Genomic DNA, 21,411 nt, shown 5'->3' with positions numbered 1-21,411 from the left:
CGATTCTGCACGGGCGGGTGCTGCGGGGGCGGTCATGGTCAAGAAGTACGTCGTCTCACCGCACGGCGGTCGTGGCGCCCACCCCGACATCGGATCCGCGCTGCGTGCCGCGGCCGGGCGGGGCCGGGCCGCTCGGGTCGAGATCGCGCCCGGCCACTACCAGGAACCGCTCCCCCTCGCCCTGCGGGGTGAGATCGAGCTGGTCGCGCTCGGTGAGCCCGGCTCGGTGGTGGTGAGCCGTCCCCGGGGCACCGTGCTCGAGGCCTTCGGACCGGCCGTCGTCCGCGGCCTCGTCCTGGTCGGCCGGGACGCCGACGCCGGAGTCGTGGACTGCCGCACCGGATCCCTCACCCTCGACCGGACGGAGATCCGGGCGCACAACGGGGTCTGCGCGCATGCGCGACCGGGCACGTCCATGTTACTGACGGACAGTCAGTTCCTGTTCGGGCGAGCCGTGTTCGCCGGCTCCACCGGGCACGTCGAGCGGTGCCGGTTCGCCGACGCCGCCGACAACGCGATCGCGGTGATCGAGGGCGCCCGGGTCACCGTCCGGGGCACGCGGATCGACGGCAGCCGCATCCACGGCGTGCGCGTCAGCGACGCCTGGGCACGGCTCACCGGGTGCGAGGTCACCGGCACCGAGAAGGCCGCCGTCATCGCGGACACCCGGGCCGAACTGATCGTCGAGGACTGCACGGTCGACGCCGTCCAGATGGCGGCGCTCGCGTTCATCGAACAGTCCCGGGGCACCGTGGTCGACACCCGCGTCACCGACGCCGAGAACGGGATCCTGGTGGCGAGCGGCGCCGACCCCTTAGTGCGCGGCTGTGTGTTCGCCGACTGCCGCGACACCGGCATCCACGTCCAGGAGTCGGGCCGGGGCACGTTCGAGCACTGCGAGATCCACGGCGCGGGAAACGTGGGTGTGCTGTCGACACGGGGCGGCGCCCCACGGGTGAGCGACTGCCGCATCTCGCGAGGCAACGTCGGCATCGCCGTCACCGACAAGGCCCGGGGCACCTTCACCCGCATCGGCGTCGAGGACCACACCAACCTGGCCCTGCGGGTCCGTGAGGAGTCCAAGGCGGTGTTCGAGCACCTGCGGGTGGAACGCTGCCCGTTCGGCCTGGAGACCCGGGACAACGGCGGTACGACGGCCGAGCTCACCGACACGACGTTCAGCGACTTCGACATGCTCGCCGTGGCCGTGCTCGGTCAGTCCCGCGTCACCCTCAGAAACGTCTCGGCGCACCGCGGGCTGCTGGGCTTCGGCGTCGGCGAGGAGGCCCAGCTGCATCTGCACGACTGCGAGGCCACGGCGGTGAGTTCGGGCGGCGCCATCGCGTACGGCACGTCCAGGCTCGTCGCGAGGAACCTCGCCGTCACCGGCTCCGCGTCCTTCGGGATCGCCGGAAAGGACTCCGCGCTGCTGGACGTCGCCGACAGCCGGTTCGACGACTGCGGGTCCTTCGGGGCGAGCTTCGACGACGCGGCCGGCGGCCGGCTGGTGAACTGCTCCGTCACCGGCACGAAGGGCAAGGCCGTACGGGACAACGGCAGCGTCGAACTGGTCGCGCTGCGGACATCCCTTCCGATCATGGACAAGAGCACACCGCCGGCCACGCCTCCCCCGTCGATCGTCCAGATCTTCAACGGGCCGGTCTTCCACGGCGATGTCCACGGCATCCAGGTGGCATGGGGCAACCACAGCGTCGTCCAGCAGCAGACCCATCACAGCGATCAGAGCGATCAGGACGGAGTCGACCGATGAGCGAACCGCAGCAGGTGCACCACTACGACGGTCCGGTGTTCCACGGGAACGTGTCGGGTTCCCAGATCTCCTGGAACAACGAGACGGTCAACCAGAACCAGCAGCTCAACACCGCGGTCGCCCCCGGCTACGAGGCGCTGGCGACGCTGGTGGCCGACCTGCTCCGGCAACTGCCCGGGGCCGGCCTCGGCGACCGGGAGCGCGAGGACACCGAGAGCGCGGCCCAGGAGGTCCTCGCGGAGATCACCGGCCCGCAGGCCCCCGAGCCAGGCAGGCTCCGCCGTGCCGTGACCCTGCTCAGGGGAGCCCTCGCCCCCGTCGCGACCGGCCTCGCGGCCGGAACGGCGGCGGGGACGCAGGAGTGGGCCCAGTCGGCGATCCACGGCCTGGCCGGCCTCGTCTGAGCCGAGCGCCGGGGAGTGCCCTAGGCCGCCCCGCCCCTGGTGTCGCGTTCGTCGTCGTCGACGATCTCCGCGTCGACGACCTGCTCGTCGTCCCGGGACGAGGCGGACGACGACGCGGACGACGAGGTGCGCTCCCCGGCGGTGTCCCCGGCCGCCCCCTCGGCCGGCTGTTGCTGGGCCTGCGCGTACATGGCCTGGCCCATCCGCTGGCTGACCGAGGAGAGCTTGTCCACGCCCTCGCGCAGGGCGCCCGTGTCGGCGTCGCGCTCCAGCAGGGCCTTGAGGTCCGCGACCGCCGACTCCACCTCCCCCTTCGTCTCGGCGGGCACCCGCTCCTCGTTGTCCCGGAGGAACTTCTCGGTCTGGTAGACGAGTTGCTCGGCCTGGTTGCGGGTCTCGGCCGCCTCCCGGCGCCTGCGGTCCTCCTCCGCGTACTGCTCGGCGTCGCGCATCATGCGGTCGATGTCGTCCTTGGGGAGCGCCGAGCCGCCGGTCACGGTCATCTTCTGCTCGCGGCCGGTGGCCAGGTCCTTCGCGGAGACGTGCATGATCCCGTTGGCGTCGATGTCGAAGGCCACCTCGATCTGCGGCACCCCACGCGGAGCCGGCGGCAGGCCCGTGAGGTCGAAGACACCGAGCTTCTTGTTGTACGCGGCGATCTCCCGCTCGCCCTGGTAGACCTGGATGCCGACCGAGGGCTGGTTGTCGGCGGCCGTGGTGAAGATCTCCGAACGCCGGGTGGGGATCGTGGTGTTGCGTTCGATGAGCTTGGTCATGATGCCGCCCTTGGTCTCGATGCCCAGGGACAGCGGGGTGACGTCGAGGAGCAGGACATCCTTGACGTCGCCGCGGATCACACCGGCCTGGAGGGCGGCGCCGACGGCCACGACCTCGTCGGGGTTCACGCCCTTGTGCGGGTCCTTGCCGGTCAACTCCCTCACCAGCTCGGTCACCGCGGGCATCCGGGTCGATCCGCCGACGAGGATGACATGGTCGATCGCGGACAGCTTCACGCCCGCGTCCTTGACCGCCTGATGGAAGGGCTGCTTGCAGCGGTCGAGCAAGTCGGCGGTGAGCTCCTGGAACTGAGCGCGCGTCAGTTTCTCGTCGAGGTGGAGCGGACCTTCGGCGGAGGCCGTGACATACGGGAGGTTGATCGTCGTCTCCGAGGAGGACGACAACTCGATCTTGGCCTTCTCGGCGCCCTCGCGCAGCCGTTGCAGCGCCATCCTGTCATTGCCGAGGTCGATGCCGTGCTGCCCCTTGAACTTCTTCACCAGGTACTCGACGACCCGCTGGTCCCAGTCGTCGCCGCCGAGGTGGGTGTCGCCGTTGGTGGCCTTGACCTCGATGACGCCGTCGCCGATCTCCAGGAGCGACACGTCGAAGGTGCCGCCGCCGAGGTCGAAGACGAGGACCGTCTGCTCCTCGCCGCGGTCGAGGCCGTAGGCGAGGGCGGCGGCGGTCGGCTCGTTGATGATCCGCAGCACCTTCAGGCCCGCGATCTCCCCGGCCTCCTTGGTGGCCTGCCGCTGGGCGTCGTCGAAGTAGGCGGGCACGGTGATCACCGCGTCGGTGACGTCCTCTCCGAGGTAGGCCTCGGCGTCCCGCTTCAGCTTCTGCAGGACGCGCGCGGAGAGCTCCTGGGCGCGGTAGCGGGTGCCGTCGATGCTGTCGGCGGCCTCCTGCTCGGGGAAGCGCCAGTGCGCGTCGCCCATGTACCGCTTGACCGAGCGGGCGGTGCGGTCGACGTTGGTCACCGCCTGCCGCTTGGCGACCTCACCGACGAGCACCTCCCCGTTCTTGGCGAAGGCCACCACCGACGGCGTGGTCCGCGCACCCTCCGCGTTGGCGATGACGGTGGGCTCGCCGCCCTCCAGCACGGCCACCACCGAGTTCGTGGTCCCGAGATCGATTCCGACCGGACGTCCCATCGCTGTCCCCTTCCGCCCAGGGCTGCCCGCCCAGGGAGCAGAAAGCCACCCGTACCTCCAGGACAGGACCTGAAGCTGCGGCTGTCAATGGGACAGGTGCCCCGTCGGCAGCGTCCGATGCAGCTCCCCGCGCAGCTCCACGGCCCGCCGCGGCCGGTCCGTGACCAGGACGTCCACCCGGGTGTCGGCCAGGAACGTCCGCAGCCCGGGGTCGTCGTTGACCGTCCACACCATGGTGAAGAGGCGGTGCCTGGCCGCCCGGCGCAGCACTGTGGCGCGGGCGAGGCGCTGGTGCACGGCCACCCCGTGCGCCCCGCAGGCCCGCAGCCGCCGCATCGGGAACAGCTCGCTCGCCCGGGTGCCCGCGAGGCGTGCTGCCCCCACCTCCTTGCGGTCGCGTCCCAGCGACAGGGCCGTGCGCACGCCCGGGAAGGCCCGGGTGATCGCGGCGACGGAAACGTCCTCCAGGGAGGTGGCGACGAAGCCGTCCCGGCCGAGCAGGGCGACCGCCCGGTCGACGAGCTCCCGCTCGTAACCGGTTTCCTTCAGATCCAGGTGGGCGACGAGTCTCCCGGCGACCAGGGTCATCACGTCCTCGACGACGGGAACGGTGTTTCCGGCGCGTCCGCACAGCTCGGCGTAGGTGATCCGGGCGAGCGGCGGTCCGCCGCGGCCGGCCCGGGCGTCGTGGTGGACGACGTAGACGCCGTCGGCGGTCCGCCGGACGTCGAACTCGACGTACTCCGCTCCGGAGGCGAGCGCGTCCTCGTACGCCTCCCGGGTGGCGGCCTCGTAGCGCTCGGAGCCGCCGCGGTGGGCGGAGACGGCGGGGCGCGGTGGCACAGTTACTCAGCTCCCGGACGGCGGACGGGGTACGGGGTACCGGGGTACGGGGACGACGGCCTCAGGACGGACCGGGCGTCGCCGGGGGTCGCTGAGGAGCGTACGGGAGCGGCGGCCGGCGCGCCGCAGTCGGCCGTTTCGGCACCGTCGAGCTCCGCACGGAACCGACGAAGGCGCAGGGGCCCGGGGCGCAGGGGGTCGGGATGGCGGCTGCGCCCCGGGCCGTGGTGCGGGTGGGTCAGGCGAGCTTGGCGGACAGGGTGATCGGGACGGCCTTGAGGGCCTGGCTGACCGGGCAGTTGACCTTGGCCTGCTCGGCCGCGGCGACGAAGCCCTCCTCGTCGAGGCCGGGCACCGTGCCTTCCACGCTCAGGTGGATGCCGGTGATGCCCTCACCCGGCTGGAAGGTGACGTCGGCCGAGGCGACGAGCTTCGTGGCCGGGGTGCCGGCGCCGGCGAGGGCGTGCGAGAAGGCCATGGAGAAGCAGCTGGAGTGGGCGGCCGCGATCAGCTCCTCGGGGCTGGTCTTCCCGTTCGCCTCCTGGGAACGGGAGGCCCACGTCACGGGCTGCGGGTCGATGGCGCCGGAGGAGTCGAAGGACACGACACCGTTGCCCTCGAGCAGGTTGCCTTCCCAGACGGTGTGTGCGGAGCGCGTGGTGGCCACGTTTCTTCCTTTCGCGTGGAGGCTGGCGGGCGGACCCGTTTCCGGGTCCCCGGCCCCCATCCGATCACACTCCGCCTCACCGCACCCGGAACACCGGCCCCTGCGCGGTGAACGGCAGGTGACGGCCCTGTGGGATCAGGTAGGCGTGCTCGCGCCGCACCCGCAGGGTGTCGCACCAGCCGTCGGTGATGACGAGGAGGGGCGCGCCGGGCGGGAAGTCGTCGGCGCGGTGCAGCAGGTCGATGCCTGGTTGCAGGACCGTACCGCCGCGTCCGTGCACCCGGACCCGGCCGGCGATCTCGGTGACCGGCACGTAGCCCGCGTCGTGCGGGGCCGCGTCGCAGAACACGACCCGGGCGGCCGGGACGTCACGGGCCTCGGCGTACGAGGCGATCGCGCCGAGCGCCTTGCCGAGGAGGGTGCGGTCCATGGAGCCGGAGGTGTCCAGGACGACGCCGAACGTGCAGCGAGCTGTCTCCTCGGGCGGGAACCAGCGGCCGGCGCGCGGGATGTCGGGGGTGGAGGCCTGCCGACGCGCGGGACGGGCGTACGTCCGCAGCGGCTCGGGGCGTGGCACGAACTCGTCGAACCAGCGGACGAGTCGGGCGTCCCAGGGCAGCGGCGGATGGCTGAGCGCGCGGATCTCCTCCACCAACCCGCCGGGCAGGAAGCCGCGTTCCTGCCGCTGGTGCAGGTCGAGGCCCTGAGCGAGGCCGCGGCGGTAGAAGCCGTCGAGGTCGACGTAGTCGCCGGGCGGGCCGAGCGGGCCGCCGAGGATGTCGCCGAGGCCCTTGCCGCGCAGGGTGGCCAGGCGCCGCATCCGGCGCAGGTCCACGGTGATGCGGTCGTACACCTCCTCGGCGGACAGGCCCGCCAGCTCCGCGTCGTACAGCAGCCCTTCGGGCATGACGCCGACCTGCATCTCGCGCAGCCAGCCGTTGATGACGTAGTCGCAGGCGACGTTGAAGAGGTAGGGGTCGCGGGTGCCGCAGCGGTCGCCGTGACGCAGGGCGGCGTGCAGCATCTCGTGGGCGAGGACGAACCGCCACTCCTCGTCGTCGAACGTCCGCAGCGGGTTGAGGTAGATCTCCCCGGCTTCCGCGTTCACGGCGGCGACGGAGATGCCGTGGGCGCGGGCGAGTTCGGCGTCGGCGACCAGCTTGATGCCGGCCGCGAGGCCGCCGAGCAGCGGGTAGGACGAGACGAACCAGCTCAGCGCGCGCTCCCAGGGGCGCTGGACGGGCGGCGCGCCGTCCAGGGAGTCGCGGCGGCCGCCCGCCATGTCCATCGCGGCGGACACGGTCCGGGTCAGGGCGGTCGCGAACGCCAGCGGCCAGTCCGGCGTCCGGCGTCCGAACCAGGGCCATGGCACCAGCAGCTGGTCGGCGGCCGTCCCTGCCGTGCCGCAGTGGGCGTAGGCGGCCGGGAGCCCGGTGCGCCGCCAGCGGGCGGCGAGCTGTTCCTCGTCGCCGCCGGGGTACGAGGGCGGCAGGTCGTCCGGGGTGGTGCCGACGCGGAACGTCAGCAGAAAGCGGTTGACGACGGCGCAGCGGGCGGCGAGCTCGTACCGGTCGGGCTGCGGGCGGGCCTCCTTGGACGCCGGGAGGTGTCCGAAGCCGAGGTGCAGGGCGGCGTGCGCGAGGGACCAGGCCCAGTGGCCGACGTCGGCGATCCGGGTGGGGTGGGCGTGCAGGACGCCGTTGGAGTCGGCGCGGACGAGGCCGTCGCGGGGCGCCAGGCCGCACCCCTCGCGGCGGCAGGTGTCGAACTCGATGGCGGCCAGCGCCGGGTTCTGGCGCAGCAGCGCCACCCCGAACTCGAACGACTCCGTGGCGAGGTCCCGCTTCTTCTTCTCACGGGCCTCACGGTTCACCGGCGGGCCTCCACCAGGCGGGGCATGTCGCGGGCCGCCTCGACCAGGAACCAGGCGGGCAGCACGGGGTTGCCGTCGGCGTCGGAGGCGATGACGGTCTGGGCGACCTCGACGGAGATCTCGGCGAGCTGCACGAGCAGCGACTTGGCGCGGTACGCGGTCTGCCGGCCGTTCGCCGACATGCGTTCCTTGACGGCCGGCAGCTCCTTGACCAGTCGGCCGCGGAACGAGTCGGCGAGGTAGTAGAGCAGGTCACGATCCTCGACGCGGTGCGGCCAGGAGGCCTCGCCCTTGAGGATGGCCTCGATGCCGTACCGGCTGCGGACGATCTTGATGTAGCCGCAGAAGGCGGTGGCGTGGGCGGGCGTCAGCGTGCCGTGCGCGAGGACCTTGAGGGTGTCCTCGTCGAGATCGCGCCCGAAGGAGTGCAGGGCGTCGGAGAGCATGTGCCAGGAACGGGGCGTCGAGAACGGTTCCTCGGTTTTCGGCGGCTTGGACCACAGGTGGTCGGGCCGGTCGGTGAGGTGGTCGAGTATCCACGGGTGGATGCCGTTGCCCGCGGCCCAGGTCAGCCAGTCCCGCGCGGATGCCTCCAGGTGGACGTGGGTGAGCCGGTTGACGAGCGCGGAGGCGATGGGCCGGGCGAGCGCGTTGTCCGTGGCCCGGTTCCCGGCGCCGATGACGATCGAGCCCTTCGGCAGTTCGTAGGTGCCGATCCGGCGGTCGAGAATCAGCGAGTAGAACGCTTTCTGCACATCGGGCGTGGCCGCGTTCAGCTCGTCCAGGAACAGGCAGTACGGCTCGTCGCGGGCGATGGCCTCCGGCGGGCAGAACACCGACCGCCCGTCGCGGATCTGGGGGACGCCGATGAGGTCCTCGGGCGCGAGCTGCGTACCGAGCAGGCTCACGCTCCCCCACTGCCTTAAGGGCGTGGGGGGACCCCCACCAGCCCCAGCGACTCGGCGAACTCCCTGACCAGGGAGGACTTTCCGATGCCGGGGGCGCCCCAGAGAAACACCGGCCGCACCACGGCAAGACCGAGCAGGAGTTCGGGGACACGGGAGGGCGTGACGGTCACGGCAGCCTGCAAAGGAAAGCTCCTCTTCTATGCGCCTAAACCGGCGCCGCTCTCGCGGATGTGGTTGCTCGCCGTCGAGGTTCTCAATGGACGGTTGCGGCCGTCACCTGGTTTTCCTGGTGGCGCAGCCGACGGTCCGGTCAGGCCGCGTGCTCCTCCGAAGCCGTCTCCAGGGGCACCTGGGGGCCGTTCGACTCGCGCAGCCAGCGGCGCAGGACCCGGTGGATGTGCTCCGCGCCGGTCAGCTGCTCGTCGTCCTCGACGGGTGCGGACAGGGCGAGCGGGGACAGCAGGAACGGTCTGGCCTGGGCGCCGCCGAGGCCGCCGTGGGAGCCGATCTGCTCCTCGAAGGCGAGGACCTCGCCGTCGGCCGGCTCGTGGAAGGAGTTGACCATGATGTCGGCGGTGTGCGGGAAGGAGTGGGTGCGGCGTACGGCGGCGGCCGCGCCGGGCCCGAAGACGGCCAACGGGCCGGGGTCGCCGTCGAGTCGATCGAGGGGGATCTCCGCGCCGTACGCGCCGAGGACGACCCCGCCGTGCTCCTCGCTGCGCACCAGGAGGAAGCCGATGCCGGGGTGGTTGGCGAGGGTGGTCAGCAGGGCGGGGTGGCGGGCGTCGATCTCCTCCTTGGTCATCCGGTGCGGCACGTCCGGGAAGGAGATCAGGCCCAGGTTCCCCGAGGCCAGCACGATCGGCTCCGAGCCGCGGCCGGAGGGGCGGTGGCGCTCGCCGCCCTCCTCGACGGGCCGGCGCAGCGCCGCGCGGACGGCCGCGCGGGCCTCGGCGCCGCTGTGGGTGCGTTCCGCCTTGCGCGGCACGGGCAGCCCGCAGCCGGCCCGAACCAGGTCGCCGAGGGTGAGGCCGTAGCGGGCGCGGAACGTTTCGCCGGGGCTCTGGCCGTGGTCGGACAGGACGACGATCCGGTACGGGCGGGGCGCGTGCTCGGCGACGTTCTCGATCAGCGCGAGCGCCCGGTCGAGGCGGCCGAGGACCTGCTCGGTGTCCCGGCCGAGCGGCCCCGAGTGGTGGGCGACCTCGTCGTAGGCCACCAGGTCGGCGTAGACGGCGGTGCGGCCGGCGAGCATGTCGCCCATCACGGCGGCCACCACCACGTCCCGTTCGACGACGGTCGCGAAGGCGCGGACGAACGGATAGAGGCCGCCGCGGCCGACCCGGGGCCGTTCTCCCCGCAGCCGGGCGCGGGTGGACTGGGCGATCTCCCGGACGACCTCGGCGACGAACGACAGCGCGGTACGCACGGCGTTGGCCGGGTCGGAGAAGTAGGCGAAGTAGCCGGACCGCGAGCGGGTCTCCCGGCTGCGCCGGCGGGCGGCTATGGACAGCACGAGGGCCTGTTCGTCGGCGCCGCCGCTGAAGAGGTTGCCGCGGCTGGCGCCGTCGGCGGACAGCAGCCCGCCGTCCCCGGTGTGTTCGACGGCGCGGCGCTGGAGTTCGGCGGCGCTGGTGGGACGGTTGCAGACCATCACCTCCCCGCTGTCCTTCTCGTACCAGCGGAAGGCGGGCACGTCGTGGTTGCTGCCGTGCAGGATGCCGAGCTGGCTGGCGCCGGTCTGGCTGGACCAGTCGGTGTGCCAGGGGGTGAGGCGATGGGTGGGGCGGTGTGCCGCGTCCTGGGCGTGGCCCTGCGGCGGCGGACCGCCCAGCCATCTCGCGACCGTCGGCATCAGGCCCTTCCCCACGGCCGTGACCAGCACGTCGTGGCCCACGCCGTCGAGCTGGAGGAAGACGGTGCCGTGGGTGGCGGGGCAGGCGGGGCCGTCTCTTCGGCGGCGGTAGGCCAGGCGGTAGAGGCGGCGGCGGTAGGCGTCGTCGTCGCGCACGGCCAGGGCGCCGCCCGTCGCGGAGGCGACGGCGGACATCACGGCGGCGACGATGACGGCGGTCTCGGGGGCGGCCTCGCTCTGCCCGGAGGGGTTCAGCCGCAGGGCGAGCAGCAGCAGCGAGCCGTTGAGGAAGAACACCAGCAGGCCCAGGACGAGCGCCGGGACGAGCAGCAGGAGACGCACCAGCAGCGGCCAGACCAGCGCCGACAGCACACCGAACACGCCGGCGCCGACGGCCGCGGTCATGGCGATGGTGGTGGCGCTGTCGCCGTCGGCGGACTGCAGCCGGAAGTCCGGCAGGATCCCCGCGAGCACCAGCATCGTGAGCGTGGAGACTCCCCACACCGCGACGCTCCGCCCGGCCTGGCTGACGGCACGCCGCCACCGCAACCCACCCACGCCCCGTACACCTCGCGTTCCGGCCCCGACGCCCGCGGGAGCCGCCCTCCACCCTGTCACATCGCGGTGACAGGCACCCCCGTGAGCACTGGCGCCGTCGCCGCCGGCCTACCGCCCGTCGTAGCCGGCCGTCGGCATCGACAGCCGGCGGTGCACCCGGGCCTTCATCTGGGCGTCGTAGGCGGGCTCGGCGCTGCCGACCGTCTCCACGCGCACCCCGCGCCGGGCGCATTCCTCGGAGAATTCCTCCACGGACGACAACGCGCTCTCCAGCACCCGGCGGCTCGGCGCGACGAACAGGTCGACGCCGGGCCGGACCCCGTCCCACAGCACGCAGTGGTCGGCGCGCAGCCCGCGCACCAGCAGTTCGCGGCCGACGACGTAGCCGCGTTCCGCGGCCCACCGCGCGCACATCGCGTGCTGGCTGCGGGAGTCCACAAGGAAGGGATCGTCGTCCAGTTCCTCCAGCGGCGTCAGACTCGCGATCGCCGTGACCCGCATGACCCGCACCGGTCCCATGGCGTCCCCCTCACCTCCGGGTTTCGCCGCCGACCCTACTCCTGCCCGTAGGCTTCGGGGGAGTCGCGCGAAGGAGGCAAAGAGGTGCCGGTGGAGATCACCTGGTGGGGTCACGCCACCTGCACGGTCGAGGATTCGGACGTGCGTGTGCTCACCGATCCCCTGTTCGCCCGCCGTCTGGCGCATCTGCGTCGCCGCCGGGGCGCGCTGCCCCCGCCCGGCGCCCGGCGCGCGGACGTGGTGCTCGTCTCTCACCTGCACGCCGACCATCTGCATCTGCCCTCGTTGGCGCACCTTGCGCCGGGCACGCGCCTGCTGGTGCCCCAGGGCGCGCCGCGCGCCGTCCCGGGGTTGCGGCGCCTGCGTCACCTGCGGCTGAGCGAGATGGCGCCGGGCGACGAGACGACCGTCGGCCAGGTACGGATACGGGCCGTGCCCGCGCGCCACGACGGGCGGCGGCTGCCGGTCGGCCGGCACCACTCCCCCGCGCTCGGGTACGTCGTCGAGGGCGAGGCCCGGACCTACTTCGCCGGGGACACCGGCCTGTTCGAGGACATGGCCGGGGAGGTCGGGCCGGTCGACGTGGCGTTGCTGCCGGTGGGCGGCTGGGGGCCGTATCTCGGCGAGGGGCATCTGGACGCGGGGCGCGCGGCGGAGGCGCTGGCCCGGCTGGCGCCGCGCAGCGCGGTGCCGGTGCACTACGGCACGTACTGGCCGATCGGCATGGACGCCGTGCGCCCCCATGAATTCCATGCGCCCGGCGAGGAGTTCGTGCGGCTGGCGGCGGAGCGTGCGCCGGCGGTGGTCGTGCACCGGCTCGGGCACGGGGAGAGCGTGCGCGTGGAGGTCGCACGGTGAGGTGGTGGCTCGCCGCCGCGGTCGTGACGTCCGTTCCGGCGTCGCCCGCGCAGCAGGCCCTCGGCTATCCGTCGCTGTTTCTGCTGGTGCTGATCGGGGCGCTGGTGCCGGTGGTGCCGACGGGGGCGCTGGTGAGTTCGGCGGCGGTGGTCGCCTTTCATCAGACGGCGCCCTTCGCGTTGGCTCTGGTGTTCGTGACGGCGTCCGTGGCGGCGTTCTGCGGGGACGCGGCGCTGTACTGGCTGGGGCGGCGCGGGATGCGGTCGAAGAACGGCTCGCGCTGGCTGGAGGCGATCCGCTCGCGGGCTCCGGAGGAGCGGCTGGCGCAGGCGCAGGAGAAGCTCGCCGACCATGGCACGGTGGTGCTGGTCCTGTCCCGGCTGGTGCCGGCGGGCCGCATCCCGGTGATGCTGGCCTGTCTGATGGCGCGGTGGCCGTTGCGCCGCTTCGTCCGGGGCAACCTCCCGGCGTGTCTGGCCTGGGCGGTGACCTACCAGCTGATCGGGATCCTCGGCGGTTCGCTGTTCGCCGAGCCCTGGGAGGGCGTGCTCGCCGCGGTCGCGCTGACCGTGGTGGTCGGCGCGGCCCCGAGCGTGTGGCGCCGGGTCAGGGGAACCCGTACCGCCTAAGGCGTGCTGTGCAACACCCGGGAGCCTCCCACCGGCAGGTCCCACAGGTCCTCCCGCTCCAGCCCGGCCTTCTCCCAGGCCGCACGCACGCGCGTGAGGGGTTCCAGAACGGGCTCGGCGGAGAGTACGAACGTGGCCCAGTGCATCGGGGCCATGCGCCGCGCGCCGAGGTCCAGGGCGGCGCGGACCGCCTCCTCCGGGTCGCAGTGGACGTCGCTGAGCCACCACCGGGGGTCGTAGGCGCCGATGGGCAGCAGGGCGAGGTCGATGCCCGGACAGCGCTGTCCGATGCGGGAGAACCAGTGGCCGTAGCCGGTGTCCCCGGCGAAGTAGAGACGCGTGCCGTCGGGGGCGGTGAGCACCCAGCCGCCCCAGAGGGAGCGGCAGGTGTCGGTGAGGCTGCGCTTGGACCAGTGGTGCGAGGGCACGAAGTCGAAGCGGACGCCGGACAGTTCGGCCGCCTCCCACCAGTCCAGCTCGGTGACGCGGGTGAACCGGCGGCGCAGGAACCAGCGGCCGAGCCCGGCCGGCACGAACACCGGTGTGTCGCGCGGGAGCCGGCGCAGCGTGGGGGCGTCCAGGTGGTCGTAGTGGTTGTGGCTGATGACGACGGCGTCGACGGGCGGCAGCGCCTCCCAGGGCACGCCGACGGGGGTGATGCGGGCCGGGGTGCCGATGATGCGGCGGGACCAGACCGGGTCGGTCAGGATCGTCAGGCCGCCCATGCTCACCACCCAACTGGCGTGTCCCGCCCAGGTGACGGCGATCGTGTCGGCGTCCACGCGGGGCAGCGGGGCGGGCTCGAAGGGGAGCCGGGGGATGTCGGCGAGGCCCTCCTTGCCGGGCCGTACGGAGCCCTCGCGGGCGAACCGGGCGAGGGCCTTGAGGCCGGGCAGCGGCGAGGTCAGCCGGTGGTGGAAGGTCCGCGGCCACACCCGCCGCTCCCCCAGCGGGCGGGGTGGGGAGAGTGGCGGGACGGGGGGTGCGAGCGGGGGCGGGGGGGCCGGGGCGTCGGCGTCCTTGGTGGTCACCGTGGCGGCGGTGGTCACCGTGCCGGTGGTGGTCACCGTGGCGGTGGTGGTCGACTCGGACTGCTGCGTCATCGAGGAGGCTCCCATCGCTGAGCGTCGTCACGGAGATCGTCGAAGACCGACCTCAGATGCATCAACGCGCGTTGCACGTGTGGCAGTTCCAACGGGGTGGGCGAGGTGAGGCATTCCGTGCGCTGCGCCTGCGTGCCGTCCAGCAGCATGCCCGTGGACAGCCGGACGCGCAGCGCCCCCAGGTCGTCGCCGAAGCGGTGTCCGCCCGGTGCGGGCATCCCGAGCCGGGTGGAGAGGAAGTCCTCCAGTTCCTGTGCGTCGCCCACGCCGTGCGCGGCGAGCGCGTCGCGCAACGGGCCGAGGTCGACGTACAGGTGACGGCCGGCTTTCGGCGGCCGGACCAGGGCGCCGGCCGCGACCACGGTGGCGTGCGCGGCGGCGGCCACGCGCGCGTGCAGGCGTACGGCGGCGGCCACGCGCGCGGTGACCGGGGCGGGCTCGGTGAGGGCGTACGCGGCCGCGGCGGCGACCGGTGCGGCCACGCGCGCGTCGAGGGCGGTGAGAACGTCGAGCACGCGCGCGTGCAGGTCGTCGCCGGCGGCCGAGGCGGGGAACCGGGCGACGGCCGCGGGCCAGCCGGTTGGCAGCAGCGCACCGGCGAGGTCGCTGACGACGGTGACCCGCTCGGGCAGCATCTCGGCGGGGCTGACCGGCACCGTGTCGTGCGGGGCGTGCAGCGTGTCGCGCCAGGTCTCGTCGCTGACCAGGTGCAGCCCCTCGGCCGCGGCGGCCTCCACCGCCTCGTGCAGCACCTCGGGCGGCGCGACGGTGGCGGTGGGGTCGTCGGCGACGGACAGCACCAGCAGCCGCGGGTCCCCGCCCTCGGCGCGCACCCGGCGCACCGTCTCCAGCAGGGCGTACGGGTCCGGGACGCCCCCGCACTCGGCGGGCGTCGCCACGTGGAAGACGGGCCGGCCCAGCAGCCGCGCGTACGGCGCCCACCAGGCCGCGCAGGGCCGTGGCACCAGGACGTCGCCGCCGACCGCGGCGGTCAGCGCGAGCAGCAGGGCGGGGGCGCCGGGTCCGGCGACGCCCCACCCCGGTTCGGCGGGGGCGCCGCGCCGGGCCCAGTAGCCGCGGGCGGCGTCGAGGAGGGCGCGGCCGCCGCCGATCGGCTCGCTGTCGGCGCGGCCGGCTGCCTCGGCGAGCACCGCGGCGAGTTCGGGCAGTACCGGCAGGCCGTCCGGGGGGAGCGGCGGGCCGTAGCGGACGGGTCCGTGGTCCTCCGGTGCCGTCCGCCGCATGGGGTCCTCCGCGCAGTCCGTCCCTGGTGCCGTCTCGGGCGGCGTCCCTGGTGCCTTGTGCCGTTCCCGGCCGCCGGACGTCGTGGGCCGGGGGGGGTGCGTGGGGTGCGGGACGTCTCGTACGGGGCTCGGCGTTCGTGCGGGGCCGGGCGCTCGTACGAGGCAGCTCGTGCCCCAGTGCTCTGAGTACCCACTGGGCCCGGTGCCCATGGCTGCCCTCGCGCGTTGCGCCGGTCACAGCCGGGGCCGGGCCGGCTCCGCGGCGGGGTCAGGCGTCCCCCGCGGGGCGCCGGCGGCGCAGCCGGTGCACGGCGGCGCCGAGCGCGCCGGCGATCAGCAGGCCGCCGGCGGCGAGCGCGGGGACGGAGTCGGTGAAGGCGCCTCCCCCGCCGGCCTGGACGCCGTGTTCGACGGTCGCGGGGGCGCAGCCGGTCTCGTGGGACCCGGTGGCGCGCGGCTGCGGCTCCGGCTCGGGCCGGGCGCACGGCGGGGCGGTGCGGCAGGCGTCGGCGCGGGTCGGGGAGACGCCCTGCGGCGGTGCACACGGCCGGCTCGTGGCGCAGGACCCGCCGGGCTCCGTGGTGCACGGCTGCGTCTGTGGGTGGGTCTCGTGCGTCTCGCCGCGCGCCACGTCCAGGGTCGCGCTCCACGGCTTGCCCGGTGCGCCGGGCGCGGCCGGACAGGTGCCGTCGACGGTCCAGGGGGCGTCCGGTCCGGCCGCCACCGGGCTCACCTCGAGATCGGCGGCGGGGGCGATCCGGGCGGTGCCCCGGTAGGCGGGCCCGGCCGGCGCGTCGTCGCCGCCGGGGACCTTGCTCAGCCTGACGGTGCCGTCGGCGAAGGCCTTGGAAGTGGCGTCGAGGCTCTCAGGCGCGCCGGCGGTGAGGGGGCCGCAGGTGACGGACACGGTGACGCTGCCGCCCGGGGCGACATTGCCCGGGCTGACCTCCGCCGCCGGGTCCGCGGCCGCGGCCGGAGCGACGGCGACCAGGGCGGCGCCGGCCACGGCGAGGGCAGAGAGGAAGTGGGCGGTGCGACCCATGGAACGGCTCCTTCGGCCGACGGCTGCGGGGCGGGGCGTCGCCGCCCCACAGCCATCACAGCCCGAGGGAACCCGGGACGCGCGCGGCCGGACGCCATTGGCGGGACGCGAGCCCCCAACCGGGTGACCTCAGCGGCCCGGACCCTCCAAGGGCTCGCGTGCTCCCGTGCTCCCGTGCTCCCGTGCTCCCGTGCTCCCGTGGCCAGTGTGCTCCAGGGGCTCGCGTGTGCTCCCGGGGCCCCGTCACGCCGCGTCGTTCAGGACCTGTTCGCGCAGCCGGTCACAACACCGGCTGATCAGCCGGGACACATGCATCTGCGAGATCCCCAACTGCTCGGCGATCCGGCTCTGCGTCATGTCGCCGAAGAACCTCATGTACAAGATCGCCCGCTCCCGCTCGGGCAGCGCGGCGAGCCGCAGCCGGACCGCCTCCCGGTCGACGACGGTGTCCAGCGCCGGGTCCGCCGCGCCGAGCGCGTCGCTCAGCGAGTAGCCGTCCTCGCTGCCGGGCAGCTCCGCGTCCAGCGACAGCGTGCTGAAACTCTCCAGCGCCTCCAGCCCGATCCGGACGTCCTCCTCGCTCAGCTGCGCGTGCTCGGCGAGCTCGGCGACGGTGGGACGGCGCCCGGAAATCGTCTGGGACAGGTCCTGGCCGGCGAAGCGCACACGGTTGCGCAGGTCCTGCACCCGGCGCGGCACGTGCAGGGTCCACATGTGGTCACGGAAGTGCCGCTTGATCTCGCCGGTGACGGTGGGCACGGCGTAACTCTCGAAAGCGTTCCCACGCTCGGGGTCGTACCGGTCGACGGCCTTGACCAGACCGAGGGCGGCGACCTGGCGCAGGTCCTCGAAGCTCTCGCCGCGGCTGCGGAAGCGTCCGGCCAGGCGGTCGGCCATGGGCAGCCAGGCCTCGACGATCTCTCCGCGGAGTGCGTCGCGCCGCGGTCCCGGGGGCAGCGCGGCGAGCCTGCGGAAGGCGTCGGCGGTGTCGGGGGCGTCGTCGTGCGGGTGGTGCTTCGGGTTCGCTCGGTTCGGCATGGGACGTGACAACTCCCTTGCAAGTGCTCTGAGTTGGCCGGTAACCGTGGAAGCGCGGCAACAGATCGACCGGGCCTGCCGGGGCCTGCGAAGTCGCGGCCTCTCACGGACGTGCCTCCGGTCCGAAGCACTGTGGCTGCGCCTGCCCCCGCCCCTCGCCTCCAAACACCCGCCCAGGTTTCCCGCCGCCCGCCGGGGTCACTCGTAGCGGATCGGTCGTAGCGGATCGGTCGTCGCGGGTCGGGCTCGCGGGTCGGGCTCCTCGCTGCCGTCGCGCCTCTTTCTTCCGGCCCAGGAAGGTCCCCCATGCGCACCAAGGTCTCCGACCACGTCCTGCGACGACTGCGCGAGTGGGGCGTCGAGCACGTCTTCGGGTATCCCGGCGACGGCATCGCCGCTCTGCTCGCCGCCTGGGCCCGCGCCGGGGACGAGCCGCGCTTCGTGCAGGCGCGGCACGAGGAGACGGCCGCGTTCCAGGCGGTCGGCTACGCCAAGTTCAGCGGTCGGCTGGGGGTGTGCGCGGCGACCTCGGGGCCGGGCGCGATCCATCTCCTCAACGGCCTGTACGACGCGAAGCTGGACCACGTCCCGGTGCTCGCGATCATCGGCGGGACGAACCGGAGCGCGATGGGCGGCTCGTACAAGCAGGAGGTGGACCTGCACACGCTGTTCCGGGACGTCGCCTCGGAGTTCACGGTGACGGTGACGGTCCCCGAGCAGCTGCCGAACGTCCTGGACCGGGCGATCCGCACCGCGTACGCCCGCCGCTGCCCGACCGCGGTCATCATCCCCGCGGACGTTCAGGAGCTCGAACACTCCGCCCCCGCCCACGAGTTCAGGACGACGCCCTGCGGCCCGTACCGCAGCGACTGGACGGCGATCCCGTCGCAGGAGTCCCTGGAGCGGGCCGCCGAGATCCTCAACTCCGGTGACAAGGTGGCGATCCTGGCCGGTCAGGGCGCGGCCGGGGCCCGGGCCGAGGTCGAGCGGATCGCCGAAGTGCTCGGCGCGGGCGTGGCCAAGGCACTCCTCGGCAAGGACGTCCTGAGCGACGAACTCCCTTACGTCACCGGCTCGATCGGCCTCCTCGGCACCCGCCCCTCCTACGAGCTGATGCGCGACTGCGACACCCTGCTGACGATCGGCTCGTCCTTCCCGTACACGCAGTTCCTGCCGGACTTCGGCTCGGCGCGGGGCGTGCAGATCGACATCGATCCGCACATGATCGGGATGCGCTACCCGTACGAGGTGAACCTCGTCGGCGACGCGAAGGAGACCCTGCGCCGGCTGATCCCGATGATCCGGGGCGCGGAACGCGGCCGCGAGTGGTTCGAAACCGTTTGTGACAACGTCCGGTTCTGGGACGAGGTGTTGGAGCGGCGGGCGCGAGTGTCGGCCGACCCGATCAACCCGGAGTACGTGGCCCGCGCCCTGGATCCGTTGCTGCCGCCCGATGCCGTCGTCACCTCGGACTCGGGCTCGGTGGCGAACTGGTACGCCCGCCACCTCACGATGCGGCCGGGCATGCGCGGCTCCCTCTCCGGCACGCTGGCGACGATGGGCTGCGGGGTGCCGTACGCGATCGGCGCGAAGTTCGCCCATCCGGACCGGCCGGTGATCGCGCTGGTCGGCGACGGTGCGATGCAGATGAACGGGCTCGCTGAGCTGGTCACTGCGGCGACGTACCGGGACCGCTGGCAGGATCCGCGCCTGGTGGTCGCGGTGTGGAACAACCAGGACCTCAACCAGGTGACCTGGGAGATGCGTGCCGAGGGCGCCCCGTCTTTTCTGCCCTCGCAGCAGCTGCCCGACGTGCCGTACGCGGCCTTCGCGCGTTCCCTGGGACTGACCGGGGTGCGCGTCGAGAAGCCGGAGGACGTGGTGTCGGGCTGGCGGACGGCCCTGGAGGCGGACGGCCCCGCGGTCGTCGAGTTCCTCACCGACCCGGCCGTGCCCCCGATCCCGCCGCACGCCACCTGGGAGCAGCTGGAGGCCACGGCCGCGTCGATCCTCAAGGGCGACGCCGACCGCGGCTCCGTGATCCGGCAGGGCTTCAAGGCGAAGGCGCAGGACTTTCTGCCGGGGCGGGCGAGCAGGTAGTCGGCCGGAGCACCGGGGCGCAGGGCTGTGGCAACGCGTTTCGTGCCCGTCAGCGCCTCGCCGACCGAACTCTTTCCTCTCCTGCGACCCGGACCCGTGTCGGCTCCCCGTCCTCGGGTACGCGGGGTCCACCGACGACGATCTGGAGGGAGCGACAGACATGCAGCGAGGCAGTGACCGGCTGAGCGTGCACCGGGACGACGAGATGAAGCACGAACTGCAGGGCCTGCTGAGGTCCGGACATCCCACGCGGACCGAGGAGTGGCACGACCCGGAGCCGTCCGCCGAGGACGACCCCGAGGTCTGGGGCGGACCGGTGGTGCCGGGGAACTCCCGGGCGTCGCTGGCGACGGTGCGGCTGGAGCTCGCCCGGATCCTGGGCCGCAGCTCCTTCCCGGCGGGGCCGGGCGCGCTGGCTGTGGTTCTGCGCCGCAAGAACGCGCCCGACGCGCTCGTGGAGGCGGTGCGGCGGCTGCCGCACCGGGACCGCTACGTCAATGTTCAGGAGCTGGCAGAAGCACTGGTCGGGGGCGGCGGCTGATGGATGGTCGGGGCCGGGCCGCCGGGATCGCCGCCGCGGGCTCCACCGTGGACGTCGTCGAGGCGACCGCGCCGTGGGACGTGCGGACCGCCGTGCACAGCACGCGAGGTCAAGCCCGTCGACCAGCACATCCACAGCTTTCTGGCGGGGCGAAGGAAGAACGGAAACAGCGTGCCGGGGCCGACTCGGCCCACCGGCGGGCCGTGTGACGACCGCAGAAGACACGGAAAGGATGTTGAACCCTCATGCGCATCGCGTTTCTGACGGCGCCCGAAGGCGTCGAGCAGGTGGAGCTCACCGAGCCCTGGCAGGCGGCGGTGGACGCGGGCCACGAACCCGTCCTGGTGTCGACCGAGTCCGGCGAGATCCAGGCGTTCCGGCATCTCGACAAGGCCGACACGTTCATGGTGGACGAGGTGGTCGGCGAGGTGCCCGCGGAGTCCTTCGGCGGGCTGGTTCTGCCGGGGGGCGTCGCGAACCCCGATTTCCTGCGCACCGACGACCGGGCCGTGGCGTTCGTCAAGGAGTTCTTCGAGCAGGGCCGCCCGGTCGCCGCGATCTGCCACGCCCCGTGGACCCTCGTCGAGGCGGACGTCGTACGAGGCCGGGTGCTGACCTCGTGGCCGAGCCTGCGGACGGACATCCGCAACGCCGGCGGCTCTTGGGTCGACGAGCAGGTGAACATCTGCGACCACGGCCCGAACAAGCTCGTCACCAGCCGCAAGCCGGATGATCTGAAGGCGTTCTGCGAGGCGTATCTGGACGTGTTCGCCAAGGAGGCGCGCTGATGGACGCCACCCCGTTCCCGGACGACCCCAAGCAGGAGCAGCGGGAGGTCTTCCGGGCCGAGGACCCGACCGGCGGGCCCCTCACCACCGACCAGGGCGTGGCGGTCGACCGCACGGACGACTCGCTCGCCGCGGGTGAGCAGCGCGCGCGTGGTCCGACCCTGGTGACTCCTCCCCCGGCTGAAGCCGGGGGCTTCTCGTTACGCCGGGTTGGCGTCGCGACGGACCAGCCCGGCCCGTAGAACATTGACAGCGCCCACTGTGTCGGCGTGCGCGGTGTGGCCGCATGAGACGCAGTGGAACTTCTCCTGTGTGGGCCGGTTCTCCTTCGCTGCCTCGGTGCGCGAGGCGCCGGCCGACGAGGGCGCGATCGTGGAGGCACTTGCGGCGACGGATGGTGAGGTGTCGGGCACCGACGCTGAACAAGCCGGTCGGAGCCCTCGGCTCCGGCGTGGGCGTGCTGTCGGGGCTGCACCTGGAGGGGGTGCGGCTGTCCACCGAGTTCCACCGGGTGGTGGCCGACCGGGGCGTGGTCACGGACACCTCGCCGGGCACCGCGAGCCCGGAGTTCGTGCGGGAGTTCGTGACCGCGATCGCGGCACACCGGCACTGGAACCGGCCGCCGGTGGGCTACTGATCGCCCGCGGGCGGCGGTGATCGTCCCCGGGGCCGCGGTCGGCGGTCCACAGACGGCGCGGTCGGCGGTCCACAGGCGGCGCGAGCGGCCGCGCGGCGG

General features: G+C 73.4%; 18 protein-coding genes and 2 pseudogenes. 9 read left to right on the top strand and 11 right to left on the bottom strand.

Annotation, left to right across the window (positions count from 1 at the left end; genetic code table 11):
- Positions 1 to 34: 34 nt before the first annotated feature.
- Positions 35 to 1,771 (top strand): right-handed parallel beta-helix repeat-containing protein, encoded by a 1,737-nt coding sequence (locus ACZ5SK_RS21810; RefSeq protein WP_468576482.1) that lies wholly within the window; start codon positions 35 to 37, stop codon positions 1,769 to 1,771.
- Positions 1,768 to 2,175 (top strand): hypothetical protein, encoded by a 408-nt coding sequence (locus ACZ5SK_RS21805; RefSeq protein WP_334575673.1) that lies wholly within the window; start codon positions 1,768 to 1,770, stop codon positions 2,173 to 2,175. The genes ACZ5SK_RS21810 and ACZ5SK_RS21805 overlap by 4 nt, the downstream gene beginning before the upstream one ends.
- Before the next feature lie 20 nt (positions 2,176 to 2,195).
- Here the strand turns inward: ACZ5SK_RS21805 and dnaK are convergent, their stop codons facing one another.
- The 7 genes and pseudogenes from dnaK to ACZ5SK_RS21770 form a co-directional block, all read right to left on the bottom strand.
- Positions 2,196 to 4,109, bottom strand: coding sequence for a molecular chaperone DnaK (dnaK, locus tag ACZ5SK_RS21800; RefSeq protein WP_361701861.1), 1,914 nt, complete (start codon positions 4,107 to 4,109; stop codon positions 2,196 to 2,198).
- A gap of 84 nt (positions 4,110 to 4,193) precedes the next feature.
- Positions 4,194 to 4,952: a glycerophosphodiester phosphodiesterase family protein gene (locus ACZ5SK_RS21795; protein WP_457493972.1), complete on the bottom strand. Its 759-nt coding sequence runs from the start codon at positions 4,950 to 4,952 to the stop codon at positions 4,194 to 4,196.
- Between the two features lie 238 nt (positions 4,953 to 5,190).
- Entirely contained in the window at positions 5,191 to 5,619 is a 429-nt protein-coding gene (locus ACZ5SK_RS21790; RefSeq protein ID WP_334575677.1) for an OsmC family protein, read from the bottom strand.
- 76 nt (positions 5,620 to 5,695) lie between these two features.
- On the bottom strand, positions 5,696 to 7,492 hold the full coding sequence (locus tag ACZ5SK_RS21785) for a vWA domain-containing protein (RefSeq protein WP_468157010.1): 1,797 nt from the start codon (positions 7,490 to 7,492) through the stop codon (positions 5,696 to 5,698).
- Positions 7,489 to 8,582, bottom strand: a pseudogene (locus tag ACZ5SK_RS21780) (ATP-binding protein). Before ACZ5SK_RS21780 ends, ACZ5SK_RS21785 begins: the two are co-directional and overlap by 4 nt.
- A gap of 128 nt (positions 8,583 to 8,710) precedes the next feature.
- On the bottom strand, positions 8,711 to 10,813 hold the full coding sequence (locus ACZ5SK_RS21775) for a phage holin family protein (RefSeq protein WP_468576480.1): 2,103 nt from the start codon (positions 10,811 to 10,813) through the stop codon (positions 8,711 to 8,713).
- Positions 10,814 to 10,921: 108 nt separating this feature from the next.
- The gene (locus tag ACZ5SK_RS21770) at positions 10,922 to 11,332 is read right to left on the bottom strand and encodes a hypothetical protein (RefSeq protein WP_334575681.1); all 411 of its coding nucleotides are present in this window, start codon (positions 11,330 to 11,332) and stop codon (positions 10,922 to 10,924) included.
- An 84-nt stretch (positions 11,333 to 11,416) separates the two neighbouring features.
- Here ACZ5SK_RS21770 and ACZ5SK_RS21765 point away from each other — a divergent pair, with 84 nt between their 5' ends.
- Together ACZ5SK_RS21765 and ACZ5SK_RS21760 are read left to right on the top strand one after the other, a co-directional pair.
- Entirely contained in the window at positions 11,417 to 12,190 is a 774-nt protein-coding gene (locus ACZ5SK_RS21765) for an MBL fold metallo-hydrolase (protein WP_334575682.1), read from the top strand.
- Positions 12,187 to 12,819, top strand: a complete 633-nt coding sequence (locus tag ACZ5SK_RS21760; protein WP_334575684.1) for a DedA family protein — start codon at positions 12,187 to 12,189, stop codon at positions 12,817 to 12,819. The genes ACZ5SK_RS21765 and ACZ5SK_RS21760 overlap by 4 nt, the downstream gene beginning before the upstream one ends.
- On the opposite strand, the gene ACZ5SK_RS21755 is transcribed toward ACZ5SK_RS21760, so the two are convergent.
- From ACZ5SK_RS21755 to ACZ5SK_RS21740, 4 genes are all read right to left on the bottom strand, one after another.
- Positions 12,816 to 13,922, bottom strand: coding sequence for an MBL fold metallo-hydrolase (locus ACZ5SK_RS21755; protein ID WP_334575685.1), 1,107 nt, complete (start codon positions 13,920 to 13,922; stop codon positions 12,816 to 12,818). The genes ACZ5SK_RS21760 and ACZ5SK_RS21755 overlap by 4 nt on opposite strands.
- A complete protein-coding gene (locus tag ACZ5SK_RS21750; protein ID WP_334575686.1) occupies positions 13,919 to 15,166 on the bottom strand; it encodes an aminotransferase class I/II-fold pyridoxal phosphate-dependent enzyme in 1,248 nt (415 codons plus the stop codon). The genes ACZ5SK_RS21755 and ACZ5SK_RS21750 overlap by 4 nt, the downstream gene beginning before the upstream one ends.
- 268 nt (positions 15,167 to 15,434) lie before the next feature.
- Positions 15,435 to 16,208, bottom strand: coding sequence for a hypothetical protein (locus tag ACZ5SK_RS21745; protein WP_334575687.1), 774 nt, complete (start codon positions 16,206 to 16,208; stop codon positions 15,435 to 15,437).
- Between the two features lie 243 nt (positions 16,209 to 16,451).
- Positions 16,452 to 17,246 carry an RNA polymerase sigma factor SigF gene (locus ACZ5SK_RS21740; RefSeq protein WP_334575689.1) on the bottom strand — a complete coding sequence of 265 codons (795 nt, stop codon included), beginning with the start codon at positions 17,244 to 17,246 and terminating at the stop codon, positions 16,452 to 16,454.
- Positions 17,247 to 17,552: 306 nt separating this feature from the next.
- Here ACZ5SK_RS21740 and ACZ5SK_RS21735 point away from each other — a divergent pair, with 306 nt between their 5' ends.
- From ACZ5SK_RS21735 to katE, 5 genes and pseudogenes are all read left to right on the top strand, one after another.
- Complete coding sequence (locus tag ACZ5SK_RS21735) at positions 17,553 to 19,346, top strand: thiamine pyrophosphate-requiring protein (protein WP_334575690.1); 1,794 nt, start codon at positions 17,553 to 17,555, stop codon at positions 19,344 to 19,346.
- A gap of 160 nt (positions 19,347 to 19,506) precedes the next feature.
- Positions 19,507 to 19,887, top strand: coding sequence for a DUF2795 domain-containing protein (locus tag ACZ5SK_RS21730; protein WP_334575691.1), 381 nt, complete (start codon positions 19,507 to 19,509; stop codon positions 19,885 to 19,887).
- A gap of 245 nt (positions 19,888 to 20,132) precedes the next feature.
- On the top strand, positions 20,133 to 20,675 hold the full coding sequence (locus ACZ5SK_RS21725; RefSeq protein WP_334575692.1) for a type 1 glutamine amidotransferase domain-containing protein: 543 nt from the start codon (positions 20,133 to 20,135) through the stop codon (positions 20,673 to 20,675).
- On the top strand, positions 20,675 to 20,917 hold the full coding sequence (locus ACZ5SK_RS21720) for a hypothetical protein (protein WP_361702083.1): 243 nt from the start codon (positions 20,675 to 20,677) through the stop codon (positions 20,915 to 20,917). The genes ACZ5SK_RS21725 and ACZ5SK_RS21720 overlap by 1 nt, the downstream gene beginning before the upstream one ends.
- Positions 20,918 to 21,011: 94 nt before the next feature.
- A pseudogene (gene katE / locus ACZ5SK_RS21715) lies at positions 21,012 to 21,312 on the top strand (catalase HPII); the annotation flags it as partial.
- Positions 21,313 to 21,411 lie beyond the last annotated feature (99 nt).

This window comes from Streptomyces sp. NPDC031474 (assembly GCF_055581185.1).
This window is presented reverse-complemented; position numbering and strand designations above follow the sequence as displayed.

Bases quoted from the DNA above. Each gene is read 5' to 3' on its own strand.
- ACZ5SK_RS21735 (WP_334575690.1), top strand. From the start codon at position 17,553: ATGCGCACCAAGGTCTCCGACCACGTCCTGCGACGACTGCGCGAGTGG.
- ACZ5SK_RS21725 (WP_334575692.1), top strand. From the start codon at position 20,133: ATGCGCATCGCGTTTCTGACGGCGCCCGAAGGCGTCGAGCAGGTGGAG.
- ACZ5SK_RS21720 (WP_361702083.1), top strand. From the start codon at position 20,675: ATGGACGCCACCCCGTTCCCGGACGACCCCAAGCAGGAGCAGCGGGAG.
- ACZ5SK_RS21750 (WP_334575686.1), bottom strand. From the start codon at position 15,166: ATGCGGCGGACGGCACCGGAGGACCACGGACCCGTCCGCTACGGCCCG.
- ACZ5SK_RS21755 (WP_334575685.1), bottom strand. From the start codon at position 13,922: ATGACGCAGCAGTCCGAGTCGACCACCACCGCCACGGTGACCACCACC.
- ACZ5SK_RS21745 (WP_334575687.1), bottom strand. From the start codon at position 16,208: ATGGGTCGCACCGCCCACTTCCTCTCTGCCCTCGCCGTGGCCGGCGCC.
- ACZ5SK_RS21805 (WP_334575673.1), top strand. From the start codon at position 1,768: ATGAGCGAACCGCAGCAGGTGCACCACTACGACGGTCCGGTGTTCCAC.
- ACZ5SK_RS21730 (WP_334575691.1), top strand. From the start codon at position 19,507: ATGCAGCGAGGCAGTGACCGGCTGAGCGTGCACCGGGACGACGAGATG.
- ACZ5SK_RS21770 (WP_334575681.1), bottom strand. From the start codon at position 11,332: ATGGGACCGGTGCGGGTCATGCGGGTCACGGCGATCGCGAGTCTGACG.
- ACZ5SK_RS21810 (WP_468576482.1), top strand. From the start codon at position 35: ATGGTCAAGAAGTACGTCGTCTCACCGCACGGCGGTCGTGGCGCCCAC.
- ACZ5SK_RS21740 (WP_334575689.1), bottom strand. From the start codon at position 17,246: ATGCCGAACCGAGCGAACCCGAAGCACCACCCGCACGACGACGCCCCC.
- dnaK (WP_361701861.1), bottom strand. From the start codon at position 4,109: ATGGGACGTCCGGTCGGAATCGATCTCGGGACCACGAACTCGGTGGTG.